This is a genomic window from Rhodobacter flavimaris (assembly GCF_021378075.1).
In the GTDB taxonomy this organism is placed as follows: Bacteria; Pseudomonadota; Alphaproteobacteria; order Rhodobacterales; family Rhodobacteraceae; genus Rhodobacter; species Rhodobacter flavimaris.
In genome coordinates this window covers 87,260-110,648 of record NZ_JAJUOS010000010.1, presented here as the reverse complement: position 1 = coordinate 110,648, position 23,389 = coordinate 87,260, and the positions used below count along the sequence as shown (strand labels likewise).

Below are 23,389 nucleotides of genomic sequence, written 5' to 3'. Positions count from 1 at the left end.
GTTCTCCCTCAGGCACCCGCGCGGCGCAGGCGTAGCGCGTTCGTAACCACGAAGACCGAGGAAAACGCCATCGCGCCCGCCGCTAGCATCGGCGAGAGGCCGGGACCGCCGAAGGGCACCAGAATGCCCATGGCCACCGGGATCAGCGCGGTGTTGTAGGCAAAGGCCCAGAACAGGTTTTGCTTGATATTACGCATGGTTGCACGCGACAGGGCGAAGGCGCGCGCCACACCTTGCGGGTCGCCATGCATCAGCACGACTTCGGCGGCCTCGATGGCTACATCGGTGCCGGTGCCGATGGCGATGCCCACATCCGCCGCCGCCAGTGCAGGGGCGTCGTTGATCCCGTCGCCCACGAAGGCCGTCGGCCCGCGCTCGCGCAGCGAGTTGACCGCCTCGACCTTGCCCTCGGGCAGCACGCCTGCGATCACGCGCAGAATGCCGAGCTGACGCCCCACGGCCTCGACCGTGGCCTTTGTGTCGCCCGAGATCAGCGCGACCTCGGCCCCGTCATATTGCAGCGCGGCCACCGCATCATGGGCGTATTTCTTGAGCGGGTCCGAGACCGCCATCAGCGCGGCCAGTGTGCCATCCACGGCCAGCCAGACCGGGGTCTTGCCCTCGCTTGCCAGCGCCTGTGCGGCGGGGCTCAGCATGGCGCAATCGATGCCCGCCTCTTCCATCGCGCGGGCATTGCCCAGAAGCACCTCGCGCCCGTCCACCTTGGCGGAAAGCCCCCGGCCCGGCAGCGCCTTGGCGCCGCGCGATTTTGCGGGGGTGACGCCGCGGGCCTCTGCCTCGGTCAGGATCGCCTGCGCCAGCGGGTGCTCCGAGCGCGCCTCGGCCCCGGCAGCAATAGCGAGGATTTCGTCAGGGGTGAATTGCGGGCTGGCGGGCAGAAAGTCAGTCAGGGCCGGGTGGCCCTCGGTCAGGGTGCCGGTCTTGTCGAAGGCGACGATTTCGACCTCGGAGAGGCGTTGCAACGCGTCACCGCGACGGAAGAGCAGCCCCAGTTCCGCCCCGCGCCCGGTGCCGACAAGGATCGAGACCGGCGTGGCCAGACCCATCGCGCAGGGGCAGGCGATGATCATCACAGAGATCGCGGCGACCAGTGCATGGGTGAAGCCCTGACCGGCGAGCATCCAGATCGCGAAGGTCAGCACCGAGAGCGCCATGACCACCGGCACGAATACCCGCGTGACCTTGTCCACCAGCGCCTGCACCGGCAGCTTGCCGCCCTGCGCCTCTTCGACCAGCGCGATGATGCGCGACAGCACCGTGTCGCCACCCGTTGCCGTCACGCGGAAGCTGAGCGCCGAGGGGCCGTTGACGGTGCCGCCGGTGACCTTGGCGCCTGGGGTTTTCTCGACCGGGGCAGGCTCGCCCGTCAGCATCGATTCGTCGATCCAGCCGTGCCCCTCGATCACCTCGCCATCGACGGCGACACGCTCGCCCGGCGCCAGCTGGATGATGTCGCCCGGCGCGAGTTCCTCGACCGGCAATTCGATCACGCCCGAGGCGCGCTCGACCTTGGCCGTGGTCGGGCGCAGGCCCACAAGGCGCGAGATTGCCTGACCCGCGCGGCCCTTGGCGCGGGCCTCAAGCCAGCGGCCCAGAAGGATCAGGGTCACGATGACGGCGGCGGCCTCGAAATAGACCTCGCGCGCCGAGGCGGGCAGCAGCGTCGGCGCGATAGTCACGACCGCCGAATACAGGAATGCCGCCAGCGAGCCGAGCGCCACGAGCGAGTTCATCTCGGGCGCGCCGCGCAGCAGGGCGGGGATGCCGATGCGCAGGAAGACGCGGCCCGGGAAGGCCAGCACCAGCGCGGTCAGCACGAACTGGATCCACCAGCTTGTGCGCTCGCCGATCGTGCCGGCGACCCAGTGGTGGAAAGCCGGGATCATGTGAACGCCCATGGCCAGCACGAAGACCGGCAGCGTCAGCGCGCCCGAGATCAGGACGTTGCGCTTGATCCGCTCTGCCTCGGCGGCCTGACGGTCGGCCACCGGGGCAGCGGCCTCGCCTTGCGAATGCACCCGCGCGTGATAACCCGCGCCTTCAACCGCGCGCACCAGTTCCGAGGGCGCCACCGCACCCTGCGCATAGGTGACGGCGGCACTTTGCGTGGCCAGGTTGACCGAGGCCGCGATCACGCCCGGGGTTGCGGTCAGCGCGCGCTCGACCCGCCCGGTGCAGGTGGCGCAAGTCATGCCCTCGATCTCCAGCCGCGCCTCGGCCTGGTTGACCGGGTATCCCGCCTTGGCCAAAGCCTCGGCCAGGCTGGCGGGCGTGGCAGGTGCCTCGAACTCGACCCGCGCCGAGCGCGCCATCAGATTGGCGGAGGCGGAGGTCACGCCATCCTCGGCGGCCAATGCACGCTCGACCCGCCCGGTGCAGGCACCGCAATGCATTCCGTCGATGATGAAAGTCGTGTGGGAGACAGCCTGGTTCATCTTGCACCCCTTTTGGCGTTCACTTGGCGCGGTGCGACGGCGGGGTCAAGCACAGCTTAAATATTCGAGATATTGAATTTGTTTTCAGGAGGTGTTACGTGATGGGCAAGACATATCAACCCTTGAACGGAGTCCTCCCATGTCTCTCGACCGCATCATGTTCGCCTTCGCCGGCGCGATGGTTCTGCTCAGCGTTCTGCTGACCCAGTTCGTCTCGCCCCATTTTATGTGGTTCACCGTTTTCATCGGCGCGAACCTGTTCCAATCGGCCTTCACCGGCTTCTGCCCGGCGGCGATGATCTTCGGTAAGCTCGGCTTCAAGACCGGCTGCGCCTTCGAGGCCAAGTAAGCCCCACGGAATTGATCGGGCGGGGGAACCCGCCCGGCCCTTTCCCGGTTGAGGGCCAAAGGCGCCTTTGCTAGCCTTTCCCCAAGCAACCGGAGAACGCGATGTATCGCCGTACCTTTCTGAGCACCCTTGCCGCGCTGACCCTGCCTGCTGTTGCAGGCGCCGAGACCGTCAAATCCACCGCGCAGATCGAGACGGCCGCGCCGCCCAAATGGCCGATTGCTTCACAATTTTACCCGACGCAGGTGCGTGTGAAGCCGGATCTGGCCGTGGGCTCGATCATCATCGTGTCGGACAAGTTTTTCCTGTATCACATCACCGCGCCCGGCAAGGCGATGCGCTACGGCGTGGCCGTGGGCCGCGATGAGCTGAAATTCCGCGGTCAGGCCGTGGTGGGCCGCAAGGTCGAGTGGCCGAGCTGGAAACCCACCCCCGAGATGATCCAGCGCAGCCCCGATAAATACGCAAAATATGCCGACGGGATGCCGGGCGGCCCGCAGAACCCGCTCGGCGCGCGGGCGCTCTATCTTTACCAGAACGGCCATGATACGGCGATCCGCATCCATGGCACGACCGAGCCCTCGTCGATCGGGCACGCGGTTTCGAACGGCTGTCTGCGCATGGTCAACGATCATGTCATCGCCCTGTTCGATCAGGTCGCGGTGGGAACCCCTGTGACGGTCTACTGATGCAACTTGCCTCTTTGGCGCAGGTGGCGGCGCTCGATTTCGACACCGTCATCGACGTCCGCTCGCCTTCCGAATTCGCCGAGGATCACATCCCCGGCGCGATCAATCTGCCGGTGCTGGACGATGAAGAGCGTGCCCGCGTCGGCACGATCTACAAGCAGGTCTCGCCTTTTGATGCGCGCAAGATCGGCGCGGCGCTGGTGGCGCAGAATGCCGCGCGGCACCTGCAAGGCCCGCTTTCGGGCATGTCGGGGGGCTGGCGGCCCTTGGTCTATTGCTGGCGAGGCGGGCAGCGCTCGGGGTCTTTCGCGACGATCTTGCGGCAGGTTGGCTGGCGGGCCGAACTGGTCGAGGGCGGCTACAAGACCTGGCGCGGGCTGGTGGTCGAAGCCCTGGCGCAGACCCCGGCCTCGCCCTTCGTCGTGCTCGACGGCAATACCGGCTCGGCCAAGACCGAGATTTTGCTGGAGGCGCGTCGGCAGGGTGCGCAGGTGCTCGACCTTGAAGGGCTGGCGAACCATCGCGGCTCGATCTTCGGGGCGATGCCCGGCGGTCAGCCCGCGCAAAAGGGTTTCGAAGGGCGGCTGGCGATGGAGCTCGCGGCGCTGGACCCGGAGCGACCCGTGCTGGTCGAGGCGGAAAGCTCTCGCATCGGGAATATCATGCTGCCCAAGGGCGTGTGGTCGGCGCTCTGCGCCGCGCCGCGCCTGCGGATCGCGGCCTCGCTGCCCGAGCGCGCGGGCTATCTGGCGCGGGCCTATGCCGATATCACGGATGATCACACTGGCCTCTTGGCGCTGATCGACAAGCTTCGCCCGTTCCAGTCCGCCGAGGTGATCGAGCAATGGCAGGCGCTGGCCCGGCAGGGCGCGCATCGCGAACTGGCCGAGGGGCTGATGGCGCTGCACTATGATCCGCGCTATGAAAAGCACCGCGCCCGCCATGCGCAGGCCGAAGCGATGCTACCCGTCGAAAGTCTCGCCCCCGAGGCGCTGGAGGGCGTGGCCGCGCGCGTGATCGCGGCGGCCGCTTCGATCAGCCGCTGATCCGCAACAGGGGCGCCCCTGCCACGATCCGCCCGATGGCTGCCGCGCCGTAACCTGCCTCACGCAGCGCTGCGATCACCTCTGGCGCGCGCGCCTGCGGCACGGTGGCCAACAGCCCGCCCGCCGTTTGCGGATCATAGAGCAGCTCGGTGCGTGGACCGGGGGGCGCGATGATCGCCCCCGCGCAGGCCGCGATATTCTGCGCAAGCAGGCTGGAGCCATGCCCCGCCACCGAGAGCGCCTCGGCCCCCGGCAGCAGGGGAATATCGGCCAGTGCAAGCTCGGCCCCCACGCCCGAGGCGCGGCACAGCCCGAGCAGGTGACCCGCAAGCCCGAAGCCCGTCACATCGGTCATCGCATGGGCCACAGGCGCCAGAATTGCCGCCGCACGGGCCGAGGATGTGGCCATCGACGCCCAAGCCCCGGCCACGATCTCGCCCGGCGCGGCCTTGAGCATCTCTGCGGCAAGGATGACACCCGTCCCGAGCGGCTTGGTCAGGATCAGCGCATCGCCGGGCTCGGCCCCGTCCTGCCCCACGGGGCGCTCGGCGAGGCCGGTGATCGAGAAACCCAGCATGACCTCGGCGCCAAGGCTGGTGTGGCCGCCGACCAGATCGGCGCCCGCGTCGCGCAGCACTTCGCCCGCGGCAGCCAGAATTTCAGCTAGGCTGCGCGCGGCCATCCCCTCGGCCATGCGCGGCAGGGTGACTTGGGCCAGCGCCGCCTGCGGCTGCCCGCCCGCCGCCCAGATATCGCCAAGCGCATGAATGGCGACCGCGCGGCCAAGCAGCCACGGGTCTTCGCAGAAGGCGCGCACGTGATCGGTGGTAAACATCTGCACGCCCGAGCCATGCGCCAGCACCGCCGCGTCGCCGCCCGCGCCAAGGCGCACATCGCCCCGCTGCGGCGGCGGTAGATCGGCCAGCACCTCGCGCAGCGCGGCAGCCCCCAGCTTGCCACCACAACCACCACAAAGCGGCTTGGCGCCCAGAACCTCCTCGATCCCCTGCGCGCGCTCGGGCGGCAGGGCAGGCGGGGGCATGTTCGGCAGATCGGCCACCATCGCCATGAAGCGCCGGTCGATCCGGTCCTTCCAACGCCAAAGCCACGCGCCATCAAGCGGCAGGCCCCATTTGTCGGCCACCGCGCGCTGGTCGCCCGTCGAGATCAGCTTGAGGTAATCGCGCTGCGGCCGGTAGCTGCGCATCGCGCGCCCGCTCACCGCCGCGCGCAGGTTGTCAAACAGCACCGGCGCCTCGCGCACCGCGTAGACCCCGGCCTTGGGGCGCGGCGCCCAAGCGAGATGCGCGATATCCCCGGCAGCAAAGATCGCGGGGTCCGAGCTTTGCAGCGTCGGGCCGACGCTCACGAAGCCCTCGTGCAGATCAAGCCCGGTCCCAGGCAGCCAGTCAGCCGGTTTGGTCGCACCGGTTCCAAGGATGAACTCGGCGGGTTCGAAAGTGCCGTTGCTCAGCCGCAGCCCATCCGCGCGGGCCTCTGTCAGGCGCGCGTTCTCGACCAGCCGGACACCATGGCGCGCGCAATGGCCGCGCAGCCGTTGCCGCGCACCGCGCCCAAGCGCGGTGAGTGTCTCGGGCGCAGCCTCATAGACGCTGACATGCGCATCGGGGCGGCGATGCGCGAAGGCCAGCGCCAGTTCCACGCCCGCAACGCCCCCACCCACCACGGCGATGCGCGGCCCGGGCGGGGCGGAGGTCGCGAAGGCCTCCCACCGGTCGGCAAAGGCATCAAGCGGCTTGGCGGGTGTTACATGCGCGCCAAAGCCCGGGATATCGGGCATTTCGGCGGTAATGCCCGTGTCGATCGAGGCGATGTCATAGGCGATCGGCGCGCGCCCTGGCACATGGATCAGCCGGTTCTCGCGGTCGATCCCCTCGGCGTATCCAAGGATCAGCCGCGCCCCGGCATGGCGCGCGAGCCGCACCAGATCAAGCTGCAGCGCCTCGCGCGGGTAATGCCCCGCGATATGGCCGGGCAGCATCCCCGAATAGGCCGCCGTAGGCAGCGGATTGATCAGCGTCAGCCGCGCGCCGGGCAGAGGTTTCATCCCCCACATGCGCAGCACAAGCGCATGGGTATGTCCGCCGCCAATCAGGACGATATCGCGTGTCAGGGGCAGGGTGGCAGGCTGCATCGGTCTCTCCTTCGTCGCCCCAGAGCTATCGCGCCGCCGCCCGAAGGCCAATGTGCAATTCGTCATGCGGCGCGCAGACTTTCTCTGATTCTGCCCTTGACGCCCCGCGCGCCTTCGCTTAGCTACGCGCCAACGTGGCTAGGTAGCTCAGCAGGTTAGAGCACGTGACTCATAATCACGGGGTCGGGGGTTCGAGTCCCCCCCTCGCCACCAACTCTCCCCCCTCGCGTTCATGTAGATAGGTCCACGGGACCGGTCAGGCTTTGAACGGCTAAACGGTTCAATCTGCGCCGGTTCGGGTTGCCTGATCTGTCTGGGTCCTCCTCGGCTTCGATGCTGAAAGACCCGATCCAAACGGGAACCCCGGCGCTTATGAAACGCCATGAGCCGCCTGCGACAAAACGCACAGAGGCGGGCCAAAGCCCGCCTCTTGTCTGCCGCAGCAGACTGACCCCGGCCGGACCCGAGGGTCCGTCTCCTCTGGGGTCTCAGCCCTTCTTGACTTCCTTGAGCTTGTCGATTCCCAGCATCTTCATCGCGAACTTCTCGTAGAAAGTCTCGGACGTGCCCTTGCGCAGCTTGTGCATGAAGTAGCGTTCGAAGCCCTCTTTCGCCCAGTGCACCCATTTGCCCTGGCTCGACCAGTTCACGTTGCGCGGCGGGATCTGCGGCTGCGCGACGAAGGCGATGCCCTGATCGCCGAAATCGGCGAGGCAGACGGCGTTCCAGGTGCCGACGCTGTCGGGCTCCATCCCGCGCACGATATTGCCGATGTTATGGGCGGTGGCGGTGACCATCGATTCGATCATGAAGCCGGTCTTGGGCACTCCCACCGGCACCGGGGTCGGACCCATCGGCGGGATGGCGACGCAGACGCCCACGGCAAAGATGTTCTGGTATTTCGGGTTGCGCTGATACTTGTCCACGATGGTGAAGCCGCGCGGGTTCGACAGGCCTTCGATACCCGAGACCGCCGGGATACCGCGGAAGGCGGGCAGCATCATCGCGAAGCCGAAGGGCATTTCCTTCTCGCCCTTGACCGAGCCGTCGTCGGCAATTTCCTCGACGATCATCTTGCCTTCCTCGACCTTCTTCACCCGGCACGAGGTCATGTACTTGATGTGCTTGTCGCGCATGTTCGATTCGAGCAGGCCCTTGGTGTCGCCCACGCCATCAAGGCCGAGGTGCCCGACATAGGGCTCGGAGGTGATGAAGGTCATCGGCACCTTGTCGCGGATCTTCAGGCGGCGCAGCGCGGTGTCGAGGATGAAGGTGAACTCATAGGCCGGGCCGTAGCAGGACGCGCCCTGCACGGCGCCGATGATGATCGGGCCGGGGTTCTCGCAGAACCGGTCGAAGGCGACGCGGGCGGCCTCGGCATGGTCGATGTGGCAGATCGACTGGGTGTGACCCTCGGGGCCGAAACCCTCGATCTCGTCAAAGGCAAGCTCGGGGCCGGTCGCGATCACGATGTAATCGTAAGAGACCGACTGGCCATCGGCCAGCTCGACGCGGTTTTCCTCGGGGTGGAGCTTTTGCGCGGCGACGGGGATGAATTCGATCCCCTTCTTGGCCATCGTTGGCGCGAGGTCCACGGTGATGTCCTTGCGGTCGCGCCAGCCGACAGCGACCCAAGGGTTCGAGGGCACGAAGTGATACTTCGGGTCCTTGGTGATGACGGTAATCTTGTCTTCCTTGCGCACCGTGTCGCGCAGTTCATACGCCATGATGGCGCCGCCAAGACCCGCGCCGAGCACCACGATATGTGCCATGTTTCACTCCCCCTGTTTGCCCGGACTCCGCTTCCGGATTGCATTCACATTCCTGAATATGAGTGAACTTTCTGTCAAGCACCATGATTCAGGTCAATCTTGCGAAACGCCAAGAAAAATTAGGGGGAATTAGGAAAAGGGCGCCCGGAGGCGCCCTTTTCCCGGCTTTCGCTCAGTTCGCGGCGGATATTCGCAGCAAGTCGGTGATGCGGCGCACGGCGGTGCGGCGGTTGGCCTCCTCGGCGTCCTGGGTGTCGACCTTCAGGAACTGCTCGCCATAGCCCTGCACCACGAGGTTCTCGGCGGGCACGTCGAAATACTCGGTCAGCGCAAGCGCCAGCGACTCGGCGCGGCGGTCCGACAGGGCAAGGTTATAGGCCGCGTTGCCGACCGCGTCGGTATGCCCCTCGATCAGGAAGACCTCATAGGGGTTCTCGTCGATCTGGGCGCGGATCGCATCGCCAAGGGCCACGAGGTCGCGCGCCTGTTCGGGGCGGATCGCGGCCGAGCCGCTCGCGAAGGTGATGTTGCGCACCGCGATGGCCGGGGCGAGGGCACGCACCGCCGGGATCTGGCGCACCTGCGCCAGGGTAAAGCGGCGGTTGGTTGCGGTCTCGCGCGCGATGGCGGCGCGCAGGGCGTCGTCGCCGCTGGCCTCCTCGGTCAGGTTGTAGCGCGGCAGGGTCGTGATTTCGACCGGATCGGCGCCGACCGAGTCATCGACCAGAATGTAGCGGCTGCCGTCCGGGTCGATCCGGGTGCGCTGCACGATGCGGCGCTGCGCGTCATAGACCGTGATGATCTGCGTGCCGTCGGCCTTGGTGGTGACGGTGCGGGTCGAGCCATCGGCAAAGCTTTGCGTGCGCATGGTCGAGCCGGGCTGGCGCAGCAGGGCGTTGTCGTCCTTGATCACCTGATAGCTGCCATCGGGGTTCTGCACGACGACGCGGTCGCCAGAGTTCACGGCAACCTCGCTGCCATTGTTCAGGATGGCACCCACGGCCAGTGCCCCGATGCCGACGATCGCCAGTTTTTCGATATCGGAGAGGCCGTCATCCTTCTTTTTCTTGGCCTGCGGCTTGGTGTCGATCTTCGAGGTGAAATCCTCGGTCGAGGAGCGGGCGCTTTGCTCGGTGATGACCTCTTCGGTCACCTCGGCTGTGGCGGGGGCCGTGCCCTCGGCAGCAAGCGCGGCATTGCTGACCGGCGCACCGGTATCGGCGCTTTCGGTGGATTCGATTGCGGCCTCAAGCTGCTGCACGGCCTGCGCCTCTTCGGGGGGCAGGGCCTCGATCTGTGCGGCCAGTGCCTTCTTCAAGGCATCAGCGCTGCTCGGCTCGGCTTCGGGCGCAACTGCGGTTTCGGCCGGAGCTGGTTCGGGGGCCGGTTCCGCGGCCACTTCCGCCGGAGCGGGTTCGGCGGCGGTTTCAGCGGGCGCGGGTTCTTCGACCGGGGCCTGCGCCGCCTCGGGTTCCGGCGCGGGCTCGGGGGCGGCCTCGGCGGCAGGTTCCTCGGCTTCTGGCGCCGGCTCGGCGGCCACGGGTTCCTCGGCAGGGGCGGGTTCGGCTGCCGGTTCTTCGACCGGAGCGGCTTCCTCGACGACGGTCTCGGGGGCAGGGGCTGAGGGCAGGCAGGCCGCGCGGGCCTCTTCCTCGCTTGCGCCCGCGCCGATCTTCTCGGCGATGCAGACGGCAGCGTCCAGCTCGGGCGCGCTTTGCGCCGGGGCGAGCGTGGGGATCAGGGTGGCCAGTCCGGCAACCAGGGCCGTGGTGGTTCTGAGGCGTTTCATCGGTTCTCCCTTCCGGCGGCAATGGCCGCGCTTCGGGGCACAGTAGCATGACCTTCGCGGAAGCGGCCCAGGTGACCGGGTCAAATCTTCGTTTCCAAACGTGAAGGGCGGACCCGCAGGCCCGCCCTCCAAGGTCGAACCGCGCCGCGATTACTTCGGCAGTTCGGCGGTGATGCCCTCGACGTAGAAGTTCATCCCGGCCAGCGCGCCGTCATCCGGCGTCTCGCCCTCGGCCAGCCAGGCCGAGCCGTCCTGCTTGTTCAGCGGGCCGGTGAAGGGGTGATAGGTGCCCGCCGCGATCGCATCCTTGAGCGCCAGCGCCTCGGCCTTCACCTCTTCGGGAACCGCGCTCGAGATCTCGCCGATCTCGACCATGCCGGTGTCGATGCCGCCCCAGGTCGCGCCCGACCCCCAGGTGCCATCAAGCATCGCGCCGACGCGCTGCACGTAATAGGGCGCCCAGTTGTCGATCGTCGAGGAGACGCGCGGCATCGGCGCGAAGGCCGACATGTCCGAGGCCTGACCGAAGGTGATGACGTTGCCGGCCTCTTGCGCCTTGGCTTGCGGCGCGGTCGAGTCGGTGTGCTGCATCACGACGTCCACGCCCTCGGCGATCAGGGCTGCGGCCGCGTCTGCTTCCTTGGCCGGGTCGAACCAGGTGTAGGCCCAGACGACCTTCATCTCGACATCCGGGTTGACCTTCTTGGCGTGCAGATAGGCCGAGTTGATGCCCTGGATGACTTCCGGGATCGGGAAGGAGGCGATGTAGCCGATCTTGTTCGACTTGGTCATGCGGCCCGCGATGGTGCCCTGGATGGCGCGGCCCTGGAAGAACTTGGCGTCATAGACGGCGACGTTGTCGGCGGTCTTGTAGCCGGTCGCGTGCTCGAACTTCACGTCGGGGAACTTGGCGGCGACGTTCATCACCGCGTCCATGTAACCGAACGAGGTTGCGAAGATCAGCTTGTTACCTTCCAGCGCCAGCTGGGTCAGCACGCGCTCGGCGTCCGGGCCTTCGGGGACCGACTCGATGAAGGTGGTGGCAACCTTGTCGCCGTATTCCGCCTCGATCGCCTGACGGCCCTGATCGTGCTGGTAAGACCAGCCCATGTCGCCCACCGGGCCGACATAGATGAAGCCCACCTTCAGCGGCTCCTCGGCGAAAGCCGGAAGGCTGGTCGCGGCCAGAGCGAGGGCAGCGGTGGTGGTCAGAAAGGATCTGCGGTTCATGGGAACTCCCCGTTGGTTGCGGGCCTTGCGGCCCCTGATTGACGCCTCAGGCCGAGGCATGGAACGACCGCCCGAGGTCGGCAGGCGCGGCCTGCGCCCCGTGGCGGTGAATGGCAGACAGGATGACCAGCACGACGATGGTGATGACATAGGGCGCCATCGACAGCAGGTGCACCGGGATGGCGTAACCGGCGGCTTGCAGTTGCAACTGCAAGGCGGTGATGCCACCGAAAAGATAGGCGCCGATCAGCACGCGCTCGGCCCGCCAGCTGGCGAAGACGACGATGGCCAGCGCGATCCAGCCGGCGCCGGCGGTCATGCCCTCGGTCCATTGCGGCACGCGCACGAGGCTGAGATAAGCGCCGCCAAGGCCCGCAAGCGCACCGCCAAAGGCCAGCGCGGCAATCCGCACCGCGATGACGCGGTAGCCAAGCGCATGGGCGGCATCGTGGCTTTCGCCCACGGCGCGCAGGATCAACCCGGCACGGGTAAAGCGCAGGAAGGCCCAGGTCACGGCGACAAGGATCAACGAGGCATAGACCACCCAGTCATGCGAGAAGAGAACCGGCCCGATCACCGGGATCTCGCTAAGCGGGCCGAAGGGCACCTTGCCGGTCGAGGGGGGGCGCACGCCCTCATACCCCTTGCCGAACAGCGCCGAGAGGCCCAACCCAAAAAGCGTCAGCGCAAGGCCCGTTGCCGTCTGGTTCGACAGCAGCACCTGCGTGAGCACGGCAAACAGAAGCGCCATCAACGCCCCCGCCACCGCCCCGGCCAGAAAACCCGCGACCGGGCTGCCGGTGGTGACCGCGACGGCGAAACCCGCCATCGCGCCCATTATCATCATCCCTTCGACGCCGAGGTTGAGAACCCCCGCCTTCTCGGCGATCAGCTCACCCGTCGCGGCCAACAGGACCGGGGTCGAGGCCGCCATCAACGTGGCGGTCAGAACGATGATATCGATACCACCCAGGGTCATGCGCGGGCCCTCCCGATGCGGATACGGTAGTTGGTGAGCACGTCGAAGCCCAAGAGGAAAAACAGAAGCATCCCCTGGAAGACCTGGATCGCCGCGCCGGGCAGGCCAAGCATCATCTGCGCCATGTCGCCGCCGATATAGGTCAGCGCCATCAAGAGGCCCGCAAGCAGGATGCCGAGCGGGTGCAGGCGCCCAAGGAAGGCCACGATGATCGCGGTAAAGCCATAGCCCGCATTGAAGCCGTCGGTGATCTGGCCGCTCGGCCCGGACACTTCAAACAGGCCCGCAAGGCCCGCAAGCGCCCCCGACAGGCCAAGGCAGAACATCACCAGCCGCGCGGGCACGACACCGGCAAAGCGCGCGGCGCGCGGGGCCTCGCCCGCGACGCGGATGCGGAAGCCCGCGATGTGGCGGTGCATCAGGATATAGGCGCCGATCACCGCGACCAGCGCCGCCAGCACGCCCCAATGCGCACCGGTGCCCGCGATCAGCTCGGGGTTATGCGCCGAGGGGTATTGCTGAAGGTTGCGCGAGCCGGGAAAGCCGAAGCCCTGCGGGTTCTTGAGCGGCCCGAAGGCGGCATAGGCCAGAAGGTTCTGCGCCACATAGACCAGCATCAGCGACACAAGGATCTCGGAGGTGTTGAACAGAACCTTCAGCACCGCCGGGATCATCCCCCAAAGCCAGCCGCCAAGCGCGCCTGCCACGATCATCGCGGGGAACAGCAGGTGAGATTCCGCAGGGTAAGCCGCCAGCGCGACCGAGGCGCCGCAGATCGCGCCGATGATATACTGCCCCTCGGCGCCGATGTTCCAGATACCCGCGCGAAAGCCCACGGCGAGACCCGAGGCGATCAGGATCAGCGGCCCCGCCTTCACCAGCAACTGGCCCCGGAAATAGGCGGCATTGGGGCCGAACAGCGGATCCCAGAAGATCATCCGGATCGCCTGCGCGGGGTCCTTGCCAAGGGCAGCAAACATCAGCCCGCCCGCGATCATCGTGGCCAGAACGGCAATGATCGGCGTGGTGTAGGACCAGCCGCGCGAGGGCGTGGGCCGTTTGATAAGGGTGATCACAGTGCGGCCTCCTGCATCCCGTGGGCGCCGCCCAGCATCAGTCCGATCTCGTCCAGCGTCAGCCCCTCGGTGTCGCGCGGCGCGCTCAGGCGGCCCTCATTCAGCGCGCAGAACCGGTCGGCGATTTCCATCAGCTCATCAAGATCCTGGCTGATTACGATGACCGCCGCGCCCTTGCTGGCCAGATCCAGCAGCGCCTGCCGGATCGAGGCCGCGGCGGCGGCATCCACGCCCCAGGTCGGCTGGTTCACGATCAGCACCTCGGGGTATTGCAGCACCTCGCGGCCAATGACGAATTTTTGCAGGTTCCCGCCCGAAAGCGCGCGCGCGGCCACATGCGGGCCGGGGGTGCGCACATCGAAATTCTTGATGATCTCTTCGGCGAAAAGCCGCGCGGCCTTCATGTCAAGAAAGCCTCTGTTGGTCAGCGGGCGGCGCACAGTGCCGGTCAGAAGGGCGTTGTCGGTCAGGCTCATGGCCGGGACCGCGGCATGGCCGAGGCGTTCTTCGGGGGCGCCTTGCAGGCCAAGGCGGCGGCGATCGTTCGGCCCGAGGTCTGAGATGTCCTGCCCGTGCAACAAGACCGTACCGGGGGCCGAGACACGCTCGCCCGACAGGGTTGCCAGCAGTTCCTCCTGCCCGTTACCGGCCACACCGCCCACGCCCAGAACCTCGCCCGCGCGCAGGCTCAGCGTTACTTTCTTCAGCGCGGGGCCGAATTGCGACATCGGCGCGAGGTCGAGATCTTTCACCTCGAAAATGGTGTGGCCAAGGGTGCGTTGCGTGCGGTCGGTGGCCTTGAACTCTCCGCCCACCATCATCTCTGCCAGCTCGCGCGCGGTCTTTTCGCGCGGGGTGCAGGTGGCCACAACCTTGCCGCCGCGCAGGATGGTCGCGCCGTCGCAAAGGCTGCGGATCTCTTCGAGCTTGTGGCTGATATAAAGGATCGCGGTCCCTTCCGAGGACAGCTTGCGCAGCGTGTGGAACAGGATCTCGACCTCCTGCGGGGTCAGGACCGAGGTCGGCTCGTCCATGATCAAAAGCTTGGGGTCCTGCAGCAGGCAGCGGATGATCTCGACCCGCTGACGCTCGCCCGCGGATAGATCGCCCACGAGGCGCTCGGGGTCGAGCGGCAGGCCATAGGCGTTGGAAATCTCGCGGATGCGCTTGGCCAAATCGCCCATCGGCGGCGGGTTCTCCATGCCTAACGCGACGTTCTCGGCCACGTTCAGCGCCTCGAAGAGCGAGAAATGCTGGAAGACCATCGCCACGCCCGAGGCCCGCGCGGCACGCGGCTCGGCCGGGGTGTAGGGCTTGCCCATCAGGTGCATCGTGCCCGCGTCGGGTTTCACGAGGCCGTAGATCATCTTGACCAGCGTCGATTTGCCCGCGCCATTCTCGCCCAAAAGCGCGTGCACCTCGCCCGGCGCGACGGAAAAGCCGACGCCATCATTGGCGACAACACCGGGATAGGCCTTGGTCAGCCCCTCGATCTGAAGCAGTTTGTCCCCTGTCACCCGGCGCGATCCTTCTTGTGGTTGGCCCCTTGGGCTCTGGTGGCGCTCAGCTCTCTGAGTAGCGCGGCCCCGACCCCAATCGCAATGGCTTGCGGGTGTTTACCCAAAGTCGGATCGCCTATTGGACAGGCAATGCGCGAAATCTGTGCGTCCGAATGTCCTAGCAAGCTCAGACGTTTGCGAAACCGCGCCCATTTCGTGGCCGAACCGATCAGCCCGCAGCTGGCAAAGCCGTGGTCCAGCAGGCGGTGGCACAGCTCAAGGTCGAGCGCGTGCGAATAGGTCAGGATCAGGTGATGGGCATCGCGCGGCGCCAGAGCGACCAGATGCGCAGGGTTTTCCGCGATCATCTGGGTGATGCCGTCCGGCAGAGCAGGAAAGCGGCCGGCCCCGGTATCAAGCCAGCTTAGCGCCAGATCCGGCAGCGGGGCGAGCGTGCTGACGACCGCGCGCCCGACATGCCCGGCCCCCCACACCCAGAGCGTCTGGCGCGCCGGGGCGACGGGTTCGATCAACCAGTTCTCGATCAACAGCGGCGGGGTCTCGCCCCGGTCGCGGGCGCGCGCAAGGGCGCGGCGCACAGCTAGCGGCATCTCGGAGGCGTCGCCCAACGAACGCGCATGGTGGGCGCCGTCGATCCGCGCGATGCTGCCGGTGTCCATCGCCTCATAGGCCAGGGTGACCGCGCCGCCGCAGCACTGCCCCATCGCGGGGCCAAGCGGGATGCGCTCAAGCCGCGCCGCCGGGTTGGCGCGGGCGCGGGTGATCGCCTCGAATTCGAGCTGCCCGCCGCCGATCGTGCCCTCGGTCCGGTCGGGCCAGACCAGCATCTCGGCCCCGGCCTCACGCGGGGTCGAGCCCTGGACGGCGGCCACCAGAACCCGCACGAAGGGGCCCTGCGCGGCGGCGCGCGCCAGATATGCGGGGTCAAGGCTCATGCATCGCCCCGCGCGCGGTGAACGGCGGCCAGAACCGCCTCGGGCGTGGCGGGGGCGCGCAGGTCGGGCCAATGCGGGCCGCAGGCGGCGCAGGCATCGTTCAGCGCCAGGAAGGCCGAGATCCCGTGCATGAAGGGCGGTTCACCCACGGCTTTCGAGCGGAAGATCGTCTCTTCGCGGTTCGGCGCGTCCCACAGGCGCACGTTGAAGATGCGCGGGCGGTCCGAGCAGGCGGGGATCTTGTAGGTCGAGGGCGCATGGGTCGTCAGCGCGCCGCGATCGTTCCAGACCAGTTCCTCGGTCGTCAGCCAGCCCGCGCCCTGCACGAACGCACCCTCGATCTGGCCGATGTCGAGCGCGGGGTTCAGCGAGGCTCCCGCGTCATGCAGGATGTCACAGCGCAGAATGCGGTTCTCGCCGGTCAGCGTGTCGATGGCGACCTCTGTCACCGCCGCGCCATAGGCGAAGTAGAAGAACGGCCGCCCCTGTCCCTTCACGCGATCCCAACTGATCTTGGGCGTCGCGTAGAACCCGGTCGAGGACAGGCTGACGCGGGCCAGATAGGCCTCTTTGGCGATCTGGTCAAAGGCAAAGCTACGGGTGCCTGTGCGCACCTCGCCCGCTTCAAAGGTGATCTCGGAGGCGGTGCAACCCTCGCGCGCGGCGAGGAAATCGGCCAGACGCGCCCGGATCGTTTCACAGGCGGCTTTCACCGCCATACCGTTCATATCCGCGCCCGACGAGGCCGCCGTAGCCGAGGTGTTGGGCACTTTCGAGGTGTCGGTCGCGGTGATGCGGACCCGCTCGGCCTCCACGCCAAAGACCCGTGCGGCAACCTGACAGCATTTCTGATGCAGGCCCTGGCCCATCTCGGTGCCGCCGTGATTGATGCTGATCGAGCCGTCCGAATAGAGGTGGACCAGCGCCCCCGCCTGGTTCAGGTGGGTCAGCGTGAACGAGATCCCGAACTTGACCGGGCTGAGCGCGAGCCCGCGCTTGATGGTTCGATTGTTACTGTTCCAGGCGTCGATTTCCGCGCGCCGCGCGGCATAATCGGCTGATTTCTCCAAATCGGCCATCAGATCGGGCAGGATGCAATCTTCGACCGGCTGGCCGTAATGCGTGCTTTGGAAGGGCGCCTCGGCGCGGTAGAGGTTGCGTTGGCGCAGCTCAAGCGGGTCAAGGCCGCAGACCTGCGCCAGATGTTCCATTGCGCGTTCGATCCCCAGCATCCCCTGCGGGCCGCCGAAGCCGCGAAAGGCGGTGTTCGATTGCGTGTTCGTGCGCAGCCGGTGGCTTTCGACCCGCAGCGCGGGGATGAAATAGGCGTTGTCCGAATGCAGCATGGCGCGGTCGCAGACCGGCAGGCTGAGATCGGGCGACCAGCCGCAGCGCGCCAGTTGCACGAAATCGGCGACGAGAACGCGGCCCTCGGCATCGGCGCCGATCCGGTAGCGGATGCGGAAGTCGTGGCGTTTGCCGGTGATGACCATGTCGTCGTCGCGGTCATAGCGCATCTTGCAGGCACGCCCGGTCAGCCGCGCGGCCACGGCACAGGCGATAGCGAGGTGGTTGCCCTGGCTCTCCTTGCCGCCAAAGCCGCCGCCCATGCGCCGCATCTCGACGCGGACATCGTGCATGTGCAGGCCAAGCGCCTCGGCGACCTTGTGCTGGATCTCGGTCGGGTGCTGGGTCGAGCAATGGATGACCATGCCCTCATCCAGGGGCAGGGCGAGGGCGGCCTGACCTTCGAGGTAGAAATGCTCCTGCCCGCCGACCTCAAGGGTGCCTTCGGCGATATGGGTGGCTTGGGCGAGCGCCGCTTTGGCATCGCCACGCGCCCAGATGACGGGGCCATTCTCAAATCGGCTGCCGGCGGCGAGGGCCTCGTCGAGGGTCAGGATCGCGGGGCGCGGGGTATATCTGATGCGCGCCTTGCGCGCCGCGATCCGGGCCGCGCGATGCGAGGTGGCGACGACCAGAAAGATCGGCTGGCCGATGTAATGCACCTCACCCTCGGCCAGCACGGGTTCTGGCAGCGGCGCGGGCGAGGCATCGTTGGCGAAGGGCAGATCGGCGGCGAGAAGCACATGCAGCACGCCGGGGCTTTGCCGCACCGCGTCCAGATCTATCGCGTCGATCGTGGCGCTGGCCTCGGTCGAAAGGCCAAAGGCCAGATGCAGCGTGCCCTCGGGCGTCGGGATGTCATCGAGGTAGCGCGCCTGGCCGGTGACATGCAGGCGGGCGGAATCGTGGGGCAGCGAGGCGCTCATGCCGAGACCTCCAGAACCGAGGTTGCCTCGCCCGAGGCGTCGCGCAGATAGCGCAGGGCCATGGCGCGGGCGGTCTCGCGCCGATAGGTGGCGGAGGCGCGCATGTCGCTGAGCGGTGCGAAATCCGCATCGAGCGCGGGCAGGGCGGCAAGAATCGTTTCTTCGGTGAAGGGCTGGCCGAGCAGCGCGGCCTCAAACTCCGTCGCGCGTTTCGGGATACCCGCCATGCCACCGAAGGCCAGGCGCGCGCTTTCAATTGTCGAACCACTTCGCGTGATATTAAAGCAGCCGCAGACCGCCGAAATATCCTGATCGAACCGTTTCGAGAGTTTGTAGCAGGCCAGATCCGGGGCGCTCTTGGGCACGGTAACGGACTCGACGAACTCGCCCGGCAGGCGATCTTGCTTGCGGTAGTCGAGGAAGAAATCCTCCAGCGCGATCTCGCGCTGCGTATCGCCGCGCCGCAGGGTCAGCGTCGCGCCCATGGCGATCAGCGCGGGTGGGCCATCGCCGATGGGCGAGCCGTTGGCGATATTGCCGCCGATTGTGGCGGCCTGACGCACCTGCTCGGACGCGAAACGGCGCAGCAGCGAGGCCAGCGCGGGGTGCGGCCCCTCAGCCCAAGCCCGCAGGGCGGCGATGGTCACGCCAGCACCGATGCGGTAGCCCGTTTCAGTCTCGGTGATCGTTTGCAGATCGGTGCAATGGCCGAGGAAGGCGACCTTGGGCAGGCTGCGCAACTGTTTGGTCACCCAGAGCCCGACATCGGTCGCCCCGGCGATCAGCGTGGCATCGGGATTGGCCGGATACCACGCGGCGAGGTCATCGGCGCTTTGCGGCAGAAAGCCGCCGGGCAGATCGGCCAGCAGGCCAGTGGGCGGCGTGTCGTGCATCCAGTCGGGGACGGGCGCGTCTTGCGCGGCAACGGCAGCCCGAATGATCGGCGCATAGCCCGTGCAGCGGCACAGGTTGCCCGCCAGAATATCGTCATGATCGGTGCGCCCGTTGCAATGCGCCGCCGCCAGTGAGGCCACGATGCCCGGCGTGCAGAAACCGCATTGCGAGCCGTGATGTTCGATCATCGCGCTCTGCACCGGGTGCAGAACGCCTTCGGGCGAGGCAATGCCCTCAACCGTGCGCAGCGCCTTGCCGGCAAGCTGGGGCATCATCATCAGGCAGGCGTTGAGCGCGCGCACACCGCTATCGTCGGTCACGATCACGGTGCAGGCGCCGCAGTCACCCTCGTTGCAGCCCTCCTTGGTGCCGGTCAGGCCTTGCGCCCGCAGCCAGTCCAGAACGCTTTGCGTCGGGTCCGTGATCCGCGCGGTCCGGGTTTCTCCGTTCAGAAGAAACGAGATATCCATGCGTTTATCCGCCGCGTTACCAGATTGCGCGTTCCCCCGCTCGATGCGGCGTAGAGCAGGGCGTGGATCAGCAAAACCGATGGCAATCGTGCTGGCAAGTGTTTTGGCGCAACTTGCTGCGCGCATTTTGATCCGATGATCAATTAATGGGCAGTGGCGCGGGGCGCATGGGGCTGGCGTGACCACCTTTTGCCGCGCTATGAGTTTGGCATGTCCGCTCCTCGATTCATCCACCTGCGCGTTCACACCGAATATTCGCTGCTTGAGGGGGCCGTGCCCGTCAAGAAGCTGATCAAGATGTGCGATGCGGCCAAGATGCCCGCGGTCGCCGTTACCGACACGAATGCGATGTTCGCGGCGCTTGAGTTTTCGGTGCTGGCGCAGGGGGCGGGCTTGCAGCCGATCGTGGGCTGTCAGGTCTCGATCGCATACGACCCCGCGCAACCTGGTGAAAAGCCGCGTATGCCCGCGCCGCTTGTGCTGCTGGCGCAGTCCGAGGCGGGCTACGAGAACCTGATGAAGCTGAGTTCGTGCCTTTACGTGGACAAGGGTGGGCAGCTGCCGCAGGTGACGCTCGATGAACTGGCCGCGCATTCCGAGGGGCTGATCTGCCTGACGGGCGGGGCCGAGGGGCCGGTTGGCAAACTTATCCAGGCCGGGCAGGCGGGCAAGGCCCGCCTTCTGATGGAGCGGCTTGCCGCAACCTATCCCAACCGCCTTTACGTCGAATTGCAGCGCCATCCCGGCGAGGGCGGCCGCCTGACCGAGGGCGAGCGCGCGACTGAGCGTCCCTTTGTCGAGATGGCCTATGATCTCGGGCTGCCGCTGGTGGCGACGAACGATGTCTATTTCCCCAAGGCCGACATGTTCGAGGCACATGATGCGCTGATCTGTATCGCAGAGGGCGCCTATGTCGATCAGATCGAGCCGCGCCGCCGCCTGACCCCGCAGCACTATTTCAAATCCGAAGCCGAGATGTGCGCGCTTTTCGCGGATCTGCCCGAGGCACTGGAAAACACCGTAGAAATCGCCCGCCGCTGCGCCTTTGCCGCTTACAAGCGCAAGCCGATCCTGCCGCGTTTCGCCGATGACGAGGTCGAGGAACTGCGCCGCCAGGCCTGGGACGGGCTCCGCGCGCGTCTTGAGGTGATCCCCCATGCCGTCCCGGTTGCGGAATACGAGGCGCGGCTGGAGTTCGAGCTGGGTATCATCGAGGGGATGGGTTTTCCCGGCTACTTCCTGATCGTTGCCGACTTCATCAAATGGGCCAAGGATCACGACATTCCGGTCGGGCCGGGGCGTGGTTCGGGCGCGGGTTCGCTGGTGGCCTACGCGCTGACCATCACCGACCTTGACCCACTGCGCTATTCGCTGCTGTTCGAACGCTTCCTGAACCCCGAGCGCGTCTCGATGCCGGACTTCGACATCGACTTCTGCATGGATCGCCGCGAAGAGGTGATCCGCTATGTGCAGGACCGGTATGGCCGCGACAAGGTCGGGCAGATCATCACCTTCGGCGCACTTCTCTCCAAGGCTGCGGTGCGCGACGTGGGGCGCGTCTTGCAGATGTCCTACGGGCAGGTGGACAAGCTCTCGAAGATGATCCCGGTCGAGGGGGTCAAGCCCGTCAGCATCGAGAAGGCGCTGGCCGACGAGCCACGCCTGCGCGAGGCCGCGCGCAACGAAGAGGTGGTGAAACGGCTTCTGGATTACGCGCAGCAGGTCGAGGGGCTGTTGCGCAACGCTTCGACCCACGCGGCGGGCGTGGTGATCGGGGACAGGCCGCTTGATGCGCTGGTGCCGCTTTATCAAGATCCTCGCTCGGACATGCCCGCGACGCAGTTCAACATGAAATGGGTCGAGCAGGCGGGTCTGGTAAAGTTCGACTTCCTCGGTCTCAAGACGCTGACGGTGGTTCAGTCGGCGATGAACCTGATCTTCAAATCGGGCCGCCCGTTGCATGTCGATCCGGCGGGCAACCGGCTTTACGAGCCTGCCGAGGGGGCCGAGAACCTGATCAACGCCATCCCGCTGGATGACGAAAAGACCTACCGGCTTTATGCCGATGCGCGCACGGTCGCCGTGTTCCAGGTGGAATCCGAGGGCATGAAATCGGCCCTGCGGCAGATGAAGCCCACCTGTATCGAGGATATCGTGGCGCTTGTGGCGCTCTATCGTCCCGGCCCGATGGAGAACATCCCGACCTATTGCGAGGTCAAGCACGGGCTGAAGCCGCTGGCCTCACTGCACCCCACCATCGACCCGATCCTGGCAGAGACACAGGGCATCATCGTCTATCAGGAACAGGTGATGCAGATCGCGCAGGTCATGGCGGGCTATACGCTGGGCGGCGCCGACCTGCTGCGCCGCGCGATGGGTAAGAAAATCGCTGAGGAAATGGCGAAAGAGCGCCCCAAGTTCGTCGAGGGCGCCAAGAAGACCCATAACGTCGATGAGAAGAAGGCCGGCGAAGTTTTCGACCTGCTCGAAAAATTCGCCAACTATGGCTTCAACAAATCGCACGCGGCGGCCTATGCGGTGGTGTCCTATTACACCGCCTGGCTGAAGGCGAACCACCCCGTCGAGTTCATGGGCGGGGTGATGAACTGCGATATTCACCTGACCGACAAGCTTGCGATCTACGCGCAGGAGGTGAAGAAGGAGTTGGGCGCCGAGATCGTGCCGCCCTGCGTGAACCGCTCGCTCGCGACCTTCGATGTGGTGGATCAAAAGTTGGTCTATGCGCTCGGTGCGCTCAAGAACGTGGGCGTCGAAGCGATGCAGCTGATCGTCGAGGCGCGGGGCGAGCGCCCCTTCCGCGACCTGAGCGATTTCGCCCGCCGGGTGGATATGAAGCGGGTGGGCAAGCGCCCCTTGGAGATGCTGGCGCGGGCCGGGGCCTTCGATCAGCTCGATCCGAACCGCAAGCGGGTCTTCAGCAGTCTCGACAGCCTCGTGCAATGGTCTGCGGCGGTGGCCGAGGCCAAGGGCTCGGCGCAGGTGTCGCTGTTTGGCGAGGCCGGGGATGATCTGCCGCCGCCGCGTCTGGCCGATACCGACGACTGGCTGCCGGGCGAGCGTCTGGCCGAGGAGCATAAGGCCATCGGCTTCTACCTCTCGGGCCATCCGCTTGAGGATTACATGCCCGCGCTCAAGCGCAAGAAGATCATGACGCTGGAAGAGGTGCAGGCCAAGGCGCTGAACGGGCCGTTCTTTGCCAAGATCGCGGGCGAGGTCGCCTCGGTCCGCGAAAAGAAATCGGCCAAAGGCAACCGGTTCGCCTTTGTCGCGCTGTCAGATGTGTCGGGACCCTACGAGGCCACGTTCTTTTCGGACGCGCTGGAGGCCGCGCGCGGGGTGCTTGAGCCCGGACGTCTGGTCGTGCTGAGCGTCAAGGTTGAGGTCGAGGGCGAAAGCGTGCGGATGCTGGCGCAGACCGCGAGCGCCGTTGATACGGTGACGGCGGACGCGGGCGGGGCGGGGCTGATGATCCATCTCGACACGGCCGAGGCGGTGACCTCGATCGCATCGCTGCTCGAACGGGTCGAGGCCGAGGGCAAGGTGCGCGGGCGCGGCCCGATCAGTTTCACCGTATTCGACCCCGAGCGTGGCTGCCGCTACATGCTGAGCGCCGGGCGCGATTTCCCGGTCAATCCGCAGGTGAAGGGGGCGATCCGCGCGCTTCGCGGCGTGGCGATGGTCGAAGAGGTGTAAGGGGCTCTGCCCCGCCGAGGCTTTGCCTCGGCCCCCCGGGAT

Annotated in this window: 15 protein-coding genes and 1 tRNA gene; 5 read left to right on the top strand and 11 right to left on the bottom strand. The window is 66.6% G+C overall.

Annotation, left to right across the window (positions count from 1 at the left end; translation table 11 throughout):
* Positions 1-8: 8 nt before the first annotated feature.
* A complete protein-coding gene (locus tag LZA78_RS13290) occupies positions 9-2,456 on the bottom strand; it encodes a heavy metal translocating P-type ATPase (protein WP_233677417.1) in 2,448 nt (815 codons plus the stop codon).
* Between the two features lie 139 nt (positions 2,457-2,595).
* On the opposite strand from LZA78_RS13290, the gene LZA78_RS13285 reads away from it, so the two are divergent.
* From LZA78_RS13285 to mnmH, 3 genes are all read left to right on the top strand, one after another.
* Positions 2,596-2,805: a YgaP family membrane protein gene (locus LZA78_RS13285; protein ID WP_233677416.1), complete on the top strand. Its 210-nt coding sequence runs from the start codon at positions 2,596-2,598 to the stop codon at positions 2,803-2,805.
* Positions 2,806-2,906: 101 nt separating this feature from the next.
* Positions 2,907-3,494 carry a L,D-transpeptidase gene (locus LZA78_RS13280; RefSeq protein WP_233677415.1) on the top strand — a complete coding sequence of 196 codons (588 nt, stop codon included), beginning with the start codon at positions 2,907-2,909 and terminating at the stop codon, positions 3,492-3,494.
* On the top strand, positions 3,494-4,540 hold the full coding sequence (gene mnmH, locus LZA78_RS13275) for a tRNA 2-selenouridine(34) synthase MnmH (protein WP_233677414.1): 1,047 nt from the start codon (positions 3,494-3,496) through the stop codon (positions 4,538-4,540). The genes LZA78_RS13280 and mnmH overlap by 1 nt, the downstream gene beginning before the upstream one ends.
* Here mnmH and selD read toward each other — a convergent pair.
* Positions 4,530-6,695 carry a selenide, water dikinase SelD gene (gene selD / locus LZA78_RS13270; protein ID WP_233677413.1) on the bottom strand — a complete coding sequence of 722 codons (2,166 nt, stop codon included), beginning with the start codon at positions 6,693-6,695 and terminating at the stop codon, positions 4,530-4,532. The genes mnmH and selD overlap by 11 nt on opposite strands.
* A gap of 136 nt (positions 6,696-6,831) precedes the next feature.
* On the opposite strand from selD, the gene LZA78_RS13265 reads away from it, so the two are divergent.
* Positions 6,832-6,908 (top strand) — tRNA-Met (locus LZA78_RS13265).
* Between the two features lie 275 nt (positions 6,909-7,183).
* Here LZA78_RS13265 and LZA78_RS13260 read toward each other — a convergent pair.
* The 9 genes from LZA78_RS13260 to xdhA all read right to left on the bottom strand — a co-directional run bounded on the left by LZA78_RS13260 (position 7,184) and on the right by xdhA (position 19,633).
* Positions 7,184-8,467: an NAD(P)/FAD-dependent oxidoreductase gene (locus LZA78_RS13260; protein WP_233677412.1), complete on the bottom strand. Its 1,284-nt coding sequence runs from the start codon at positions 8,465-8,467 to the stop codon at positions 7,184-7,186.
* A 172-nt stretch (positions 8,468-8,639) separates the two neighbouring features.
* On the bottom strand, positions 8,640-10,256 hold the full coding sequence (locus LZA78_RS13255) for an OmpA family protein (RefSeq protein ID WP_233677411.1): 1,617 nt from the start codon (positions 10,254-10,256) through the stop codon (positions 8,640-8,642).
* A gap of 150 nt (positions 10,257-10,406) precedes the next feature.
* Positions 10,407-11,486: a BMP family ABC transporter substrate-binding protein gene (locus tag LZA78_RS13250; protein WP_233677410.1), complete on the bottom strand. Its 1,080-nt coding sequence runs from the start codon at positions 11,484-11,486 to the stop codon at positions 10,407-10,409.
* A 46-nt stretch (positions 11,487-11,532) separates the two neighbouring features.
* Positions 11,533-12,465 (bottom strand): ABC transporter permease, encoded by a 933-nt coding sequence (locus LZA78_RS13245; RefSeq protein WP_233677409.1) that lies wholly within the window; start codon positions 12,463-12,465, stop codon positions 11,533-11,535.
* Positions 12,462-13,541, bottom strand: coding sequence for an ABC transporter permease (locus LZA78_RS13240; protein WP_233677408.1), 1,080 nt, complete (start codon positions 13,539-13,541; stop codon positions 12,462-12,464). The genes LZA78_RS13245 and LZA78_RS13240 overlap by 4 nt, the downstream gene beginning before the upstream one ends.
* The gene (locus tag LZA78_RS13235) at positions 13,538-15,058 is read right to left on the bottom strand and encodes an ABC transporter ATP-binding protein (RefSeq protein WP_233677407.1); all 1,521 of its coding nucleotides are present in this window, start codon (positions 15,056-15,058) and stop codon (positions 13,538-13,540) included. Before LZA78_RS13235 ends, LZA78_RS13240 begins: the two co-directional genes overlap by 4 nt.
* Positions 15,055-15,996: a xanthine dehydrogenase accessory protein XdhC gene (gene xdhC / locus LZA78_RS13230; protein ID WP_233677406.1), complete on the bottom strand. Its 942-nt coding sequence runs from the start codon at positions 15,994-15,996 to the stop codon at positions 15,055-15,057. The genes LZA78_RS13235 and xdhC overlap by 4 nt, the downstream gene beginning before the upstream one ends.
* Positions 15,993-18,269 carry a xanthine dehydrogenase molybdopterin binding subunit gene (gene xdhB / locus LZA78_RS13225; RefSeq protein WP_233677405.1) on the bottom strand — a complete coding sequence of 759 codons (2,277 nt, stop codon included), beginning with the start codon at positions 18,267-18,269 and terminating at the stop codon, positions 15,993-15,995. The genes xdhC and xdhB overlap by 4 nt, the downstream gene beginning before the upstream one ends.
* On the bottom strand, positions 18,266-19,633 hold the full coding sequence (gene xdhA, locus LZA78_RS13220) for a xanthine dehydrogenase small subunit (RefSeq protein WP_233677404.1): 1,368 nt from the start codon (positions 19,631-19,633) through the stop codon (positions 18,266-18,268). The genes xdhB and xdhA overlap by 4 nt, the downstream gene beginning before the upstream one ends.
* 210 nt (positions 19,634-19,843) lie before the next feature.
* Here xdhA and dnaE point away from each other — a divergent pair, with 210 nt between their 5' ends.
* The gene (gene dnaE, locus LZA78_RS13215; RefSeq protein WP_233677403.1) at positions 19,844-23,347 is read left to right on the top strand and encodes a DNA polymerase III subunit alpha; all 3,504 of its coding nucleotides are present in this window, start codon (positions 19,844-19,846) and stop codon (positions 23,345-23,347) included.
* Positions 23,348-23,389 lie beyond the last annotated feature (42 nt).

Bases quoted from the DNA above. Each gene is read 5' to 3' on its own strand.
- LZA78_RS13290 (WP_233677417.1), bottom strand. From the start codon at position 2,456: ATGAACCAGGCTGTCTCCCACACGACTTTCATCATCGACGGAATGCAT.
- LZA78_RS13285 (WP_233677416.1), top strand. From the start codon at position 2,596: ATGTCTCTCGACCGCATCATGTTCGCCTTCGCCGGCGCGATGGTTCTG.
- LZA78_RS13280 (WP_233677415.1), top strand. From the start codon at position 2,907: ATGTATCGCCGTACCTTTCTGAGCACCCTTGCCGCGCTGACCCTGCCT.
- mnmH (WP_233677414.1), top strand. From the start codon at position 3,494: ATGCAACTTGCCTCTTTGGCGCAGGTGGCGGCGCTCGATTTCGACACC.
- selD (WP_233677413.1), bottom strand. From the start codon at position 6,695: ATGCAGCCTGCCACCCTGCCCCTGACACGCGATATCGTCCTGATTGGC.
- LZA78_RS13260 (WP_233677412.1), bottom strand. From the start codon at position 8,467: ATGGCACATATCGTGGTGCTCGGCGCGGGTCTTGGCGGCGCCATCATG.
- LZA78_RS13255 (WP_233677411.1), bottom strand. From the start codon at position 10,256: ATGAAACGCCTCAGAACCACCACGGCCCTGGTTGCCGGACTGGCCACC.
- LZA78_RS13250 (WP_233677410.1), bottom strand. From the start codon at position 11,486: ATGAACCGCAGATCCTTTCTGACCACCACCGCTGCCCTCGCTCTGGCC.
- LZA78_RS13245 (WP_233677409.1), bottom strand. From the start codon at position 12,465: ATGACCCTGGGTGGTATCGATATCATCGTTCTGACCGCCACGTTGATG.
- xdhC (WP_233677406.1), bottom strand. From the start codon at position 15,996: ATGAGCCTTGACCCCGCATATCTGGCGCGCGCCGCCGCGCAGGGCCCC.
- xdhB (WP_233677405.1), bottom strand. From the start codon at position 18,269: ATGAGCGCCTCGCTGCCCCACGATTCCGCCCGCCTGCATGTCACCGGC.
- xdhA (WP_233677404.1), bottom strand. From the start codon at position 19,633: ATGGATATCTCGTTTCTTCTGAACGGAGAAACCCGGACCGCGCGGATC.
- dnaE (WP_233677403.1), top strand. From the start codon at position 19,844: ATGTCCGCTCCTCGATTCATCCACCTGCGCGTTCACACCGAATATTCG.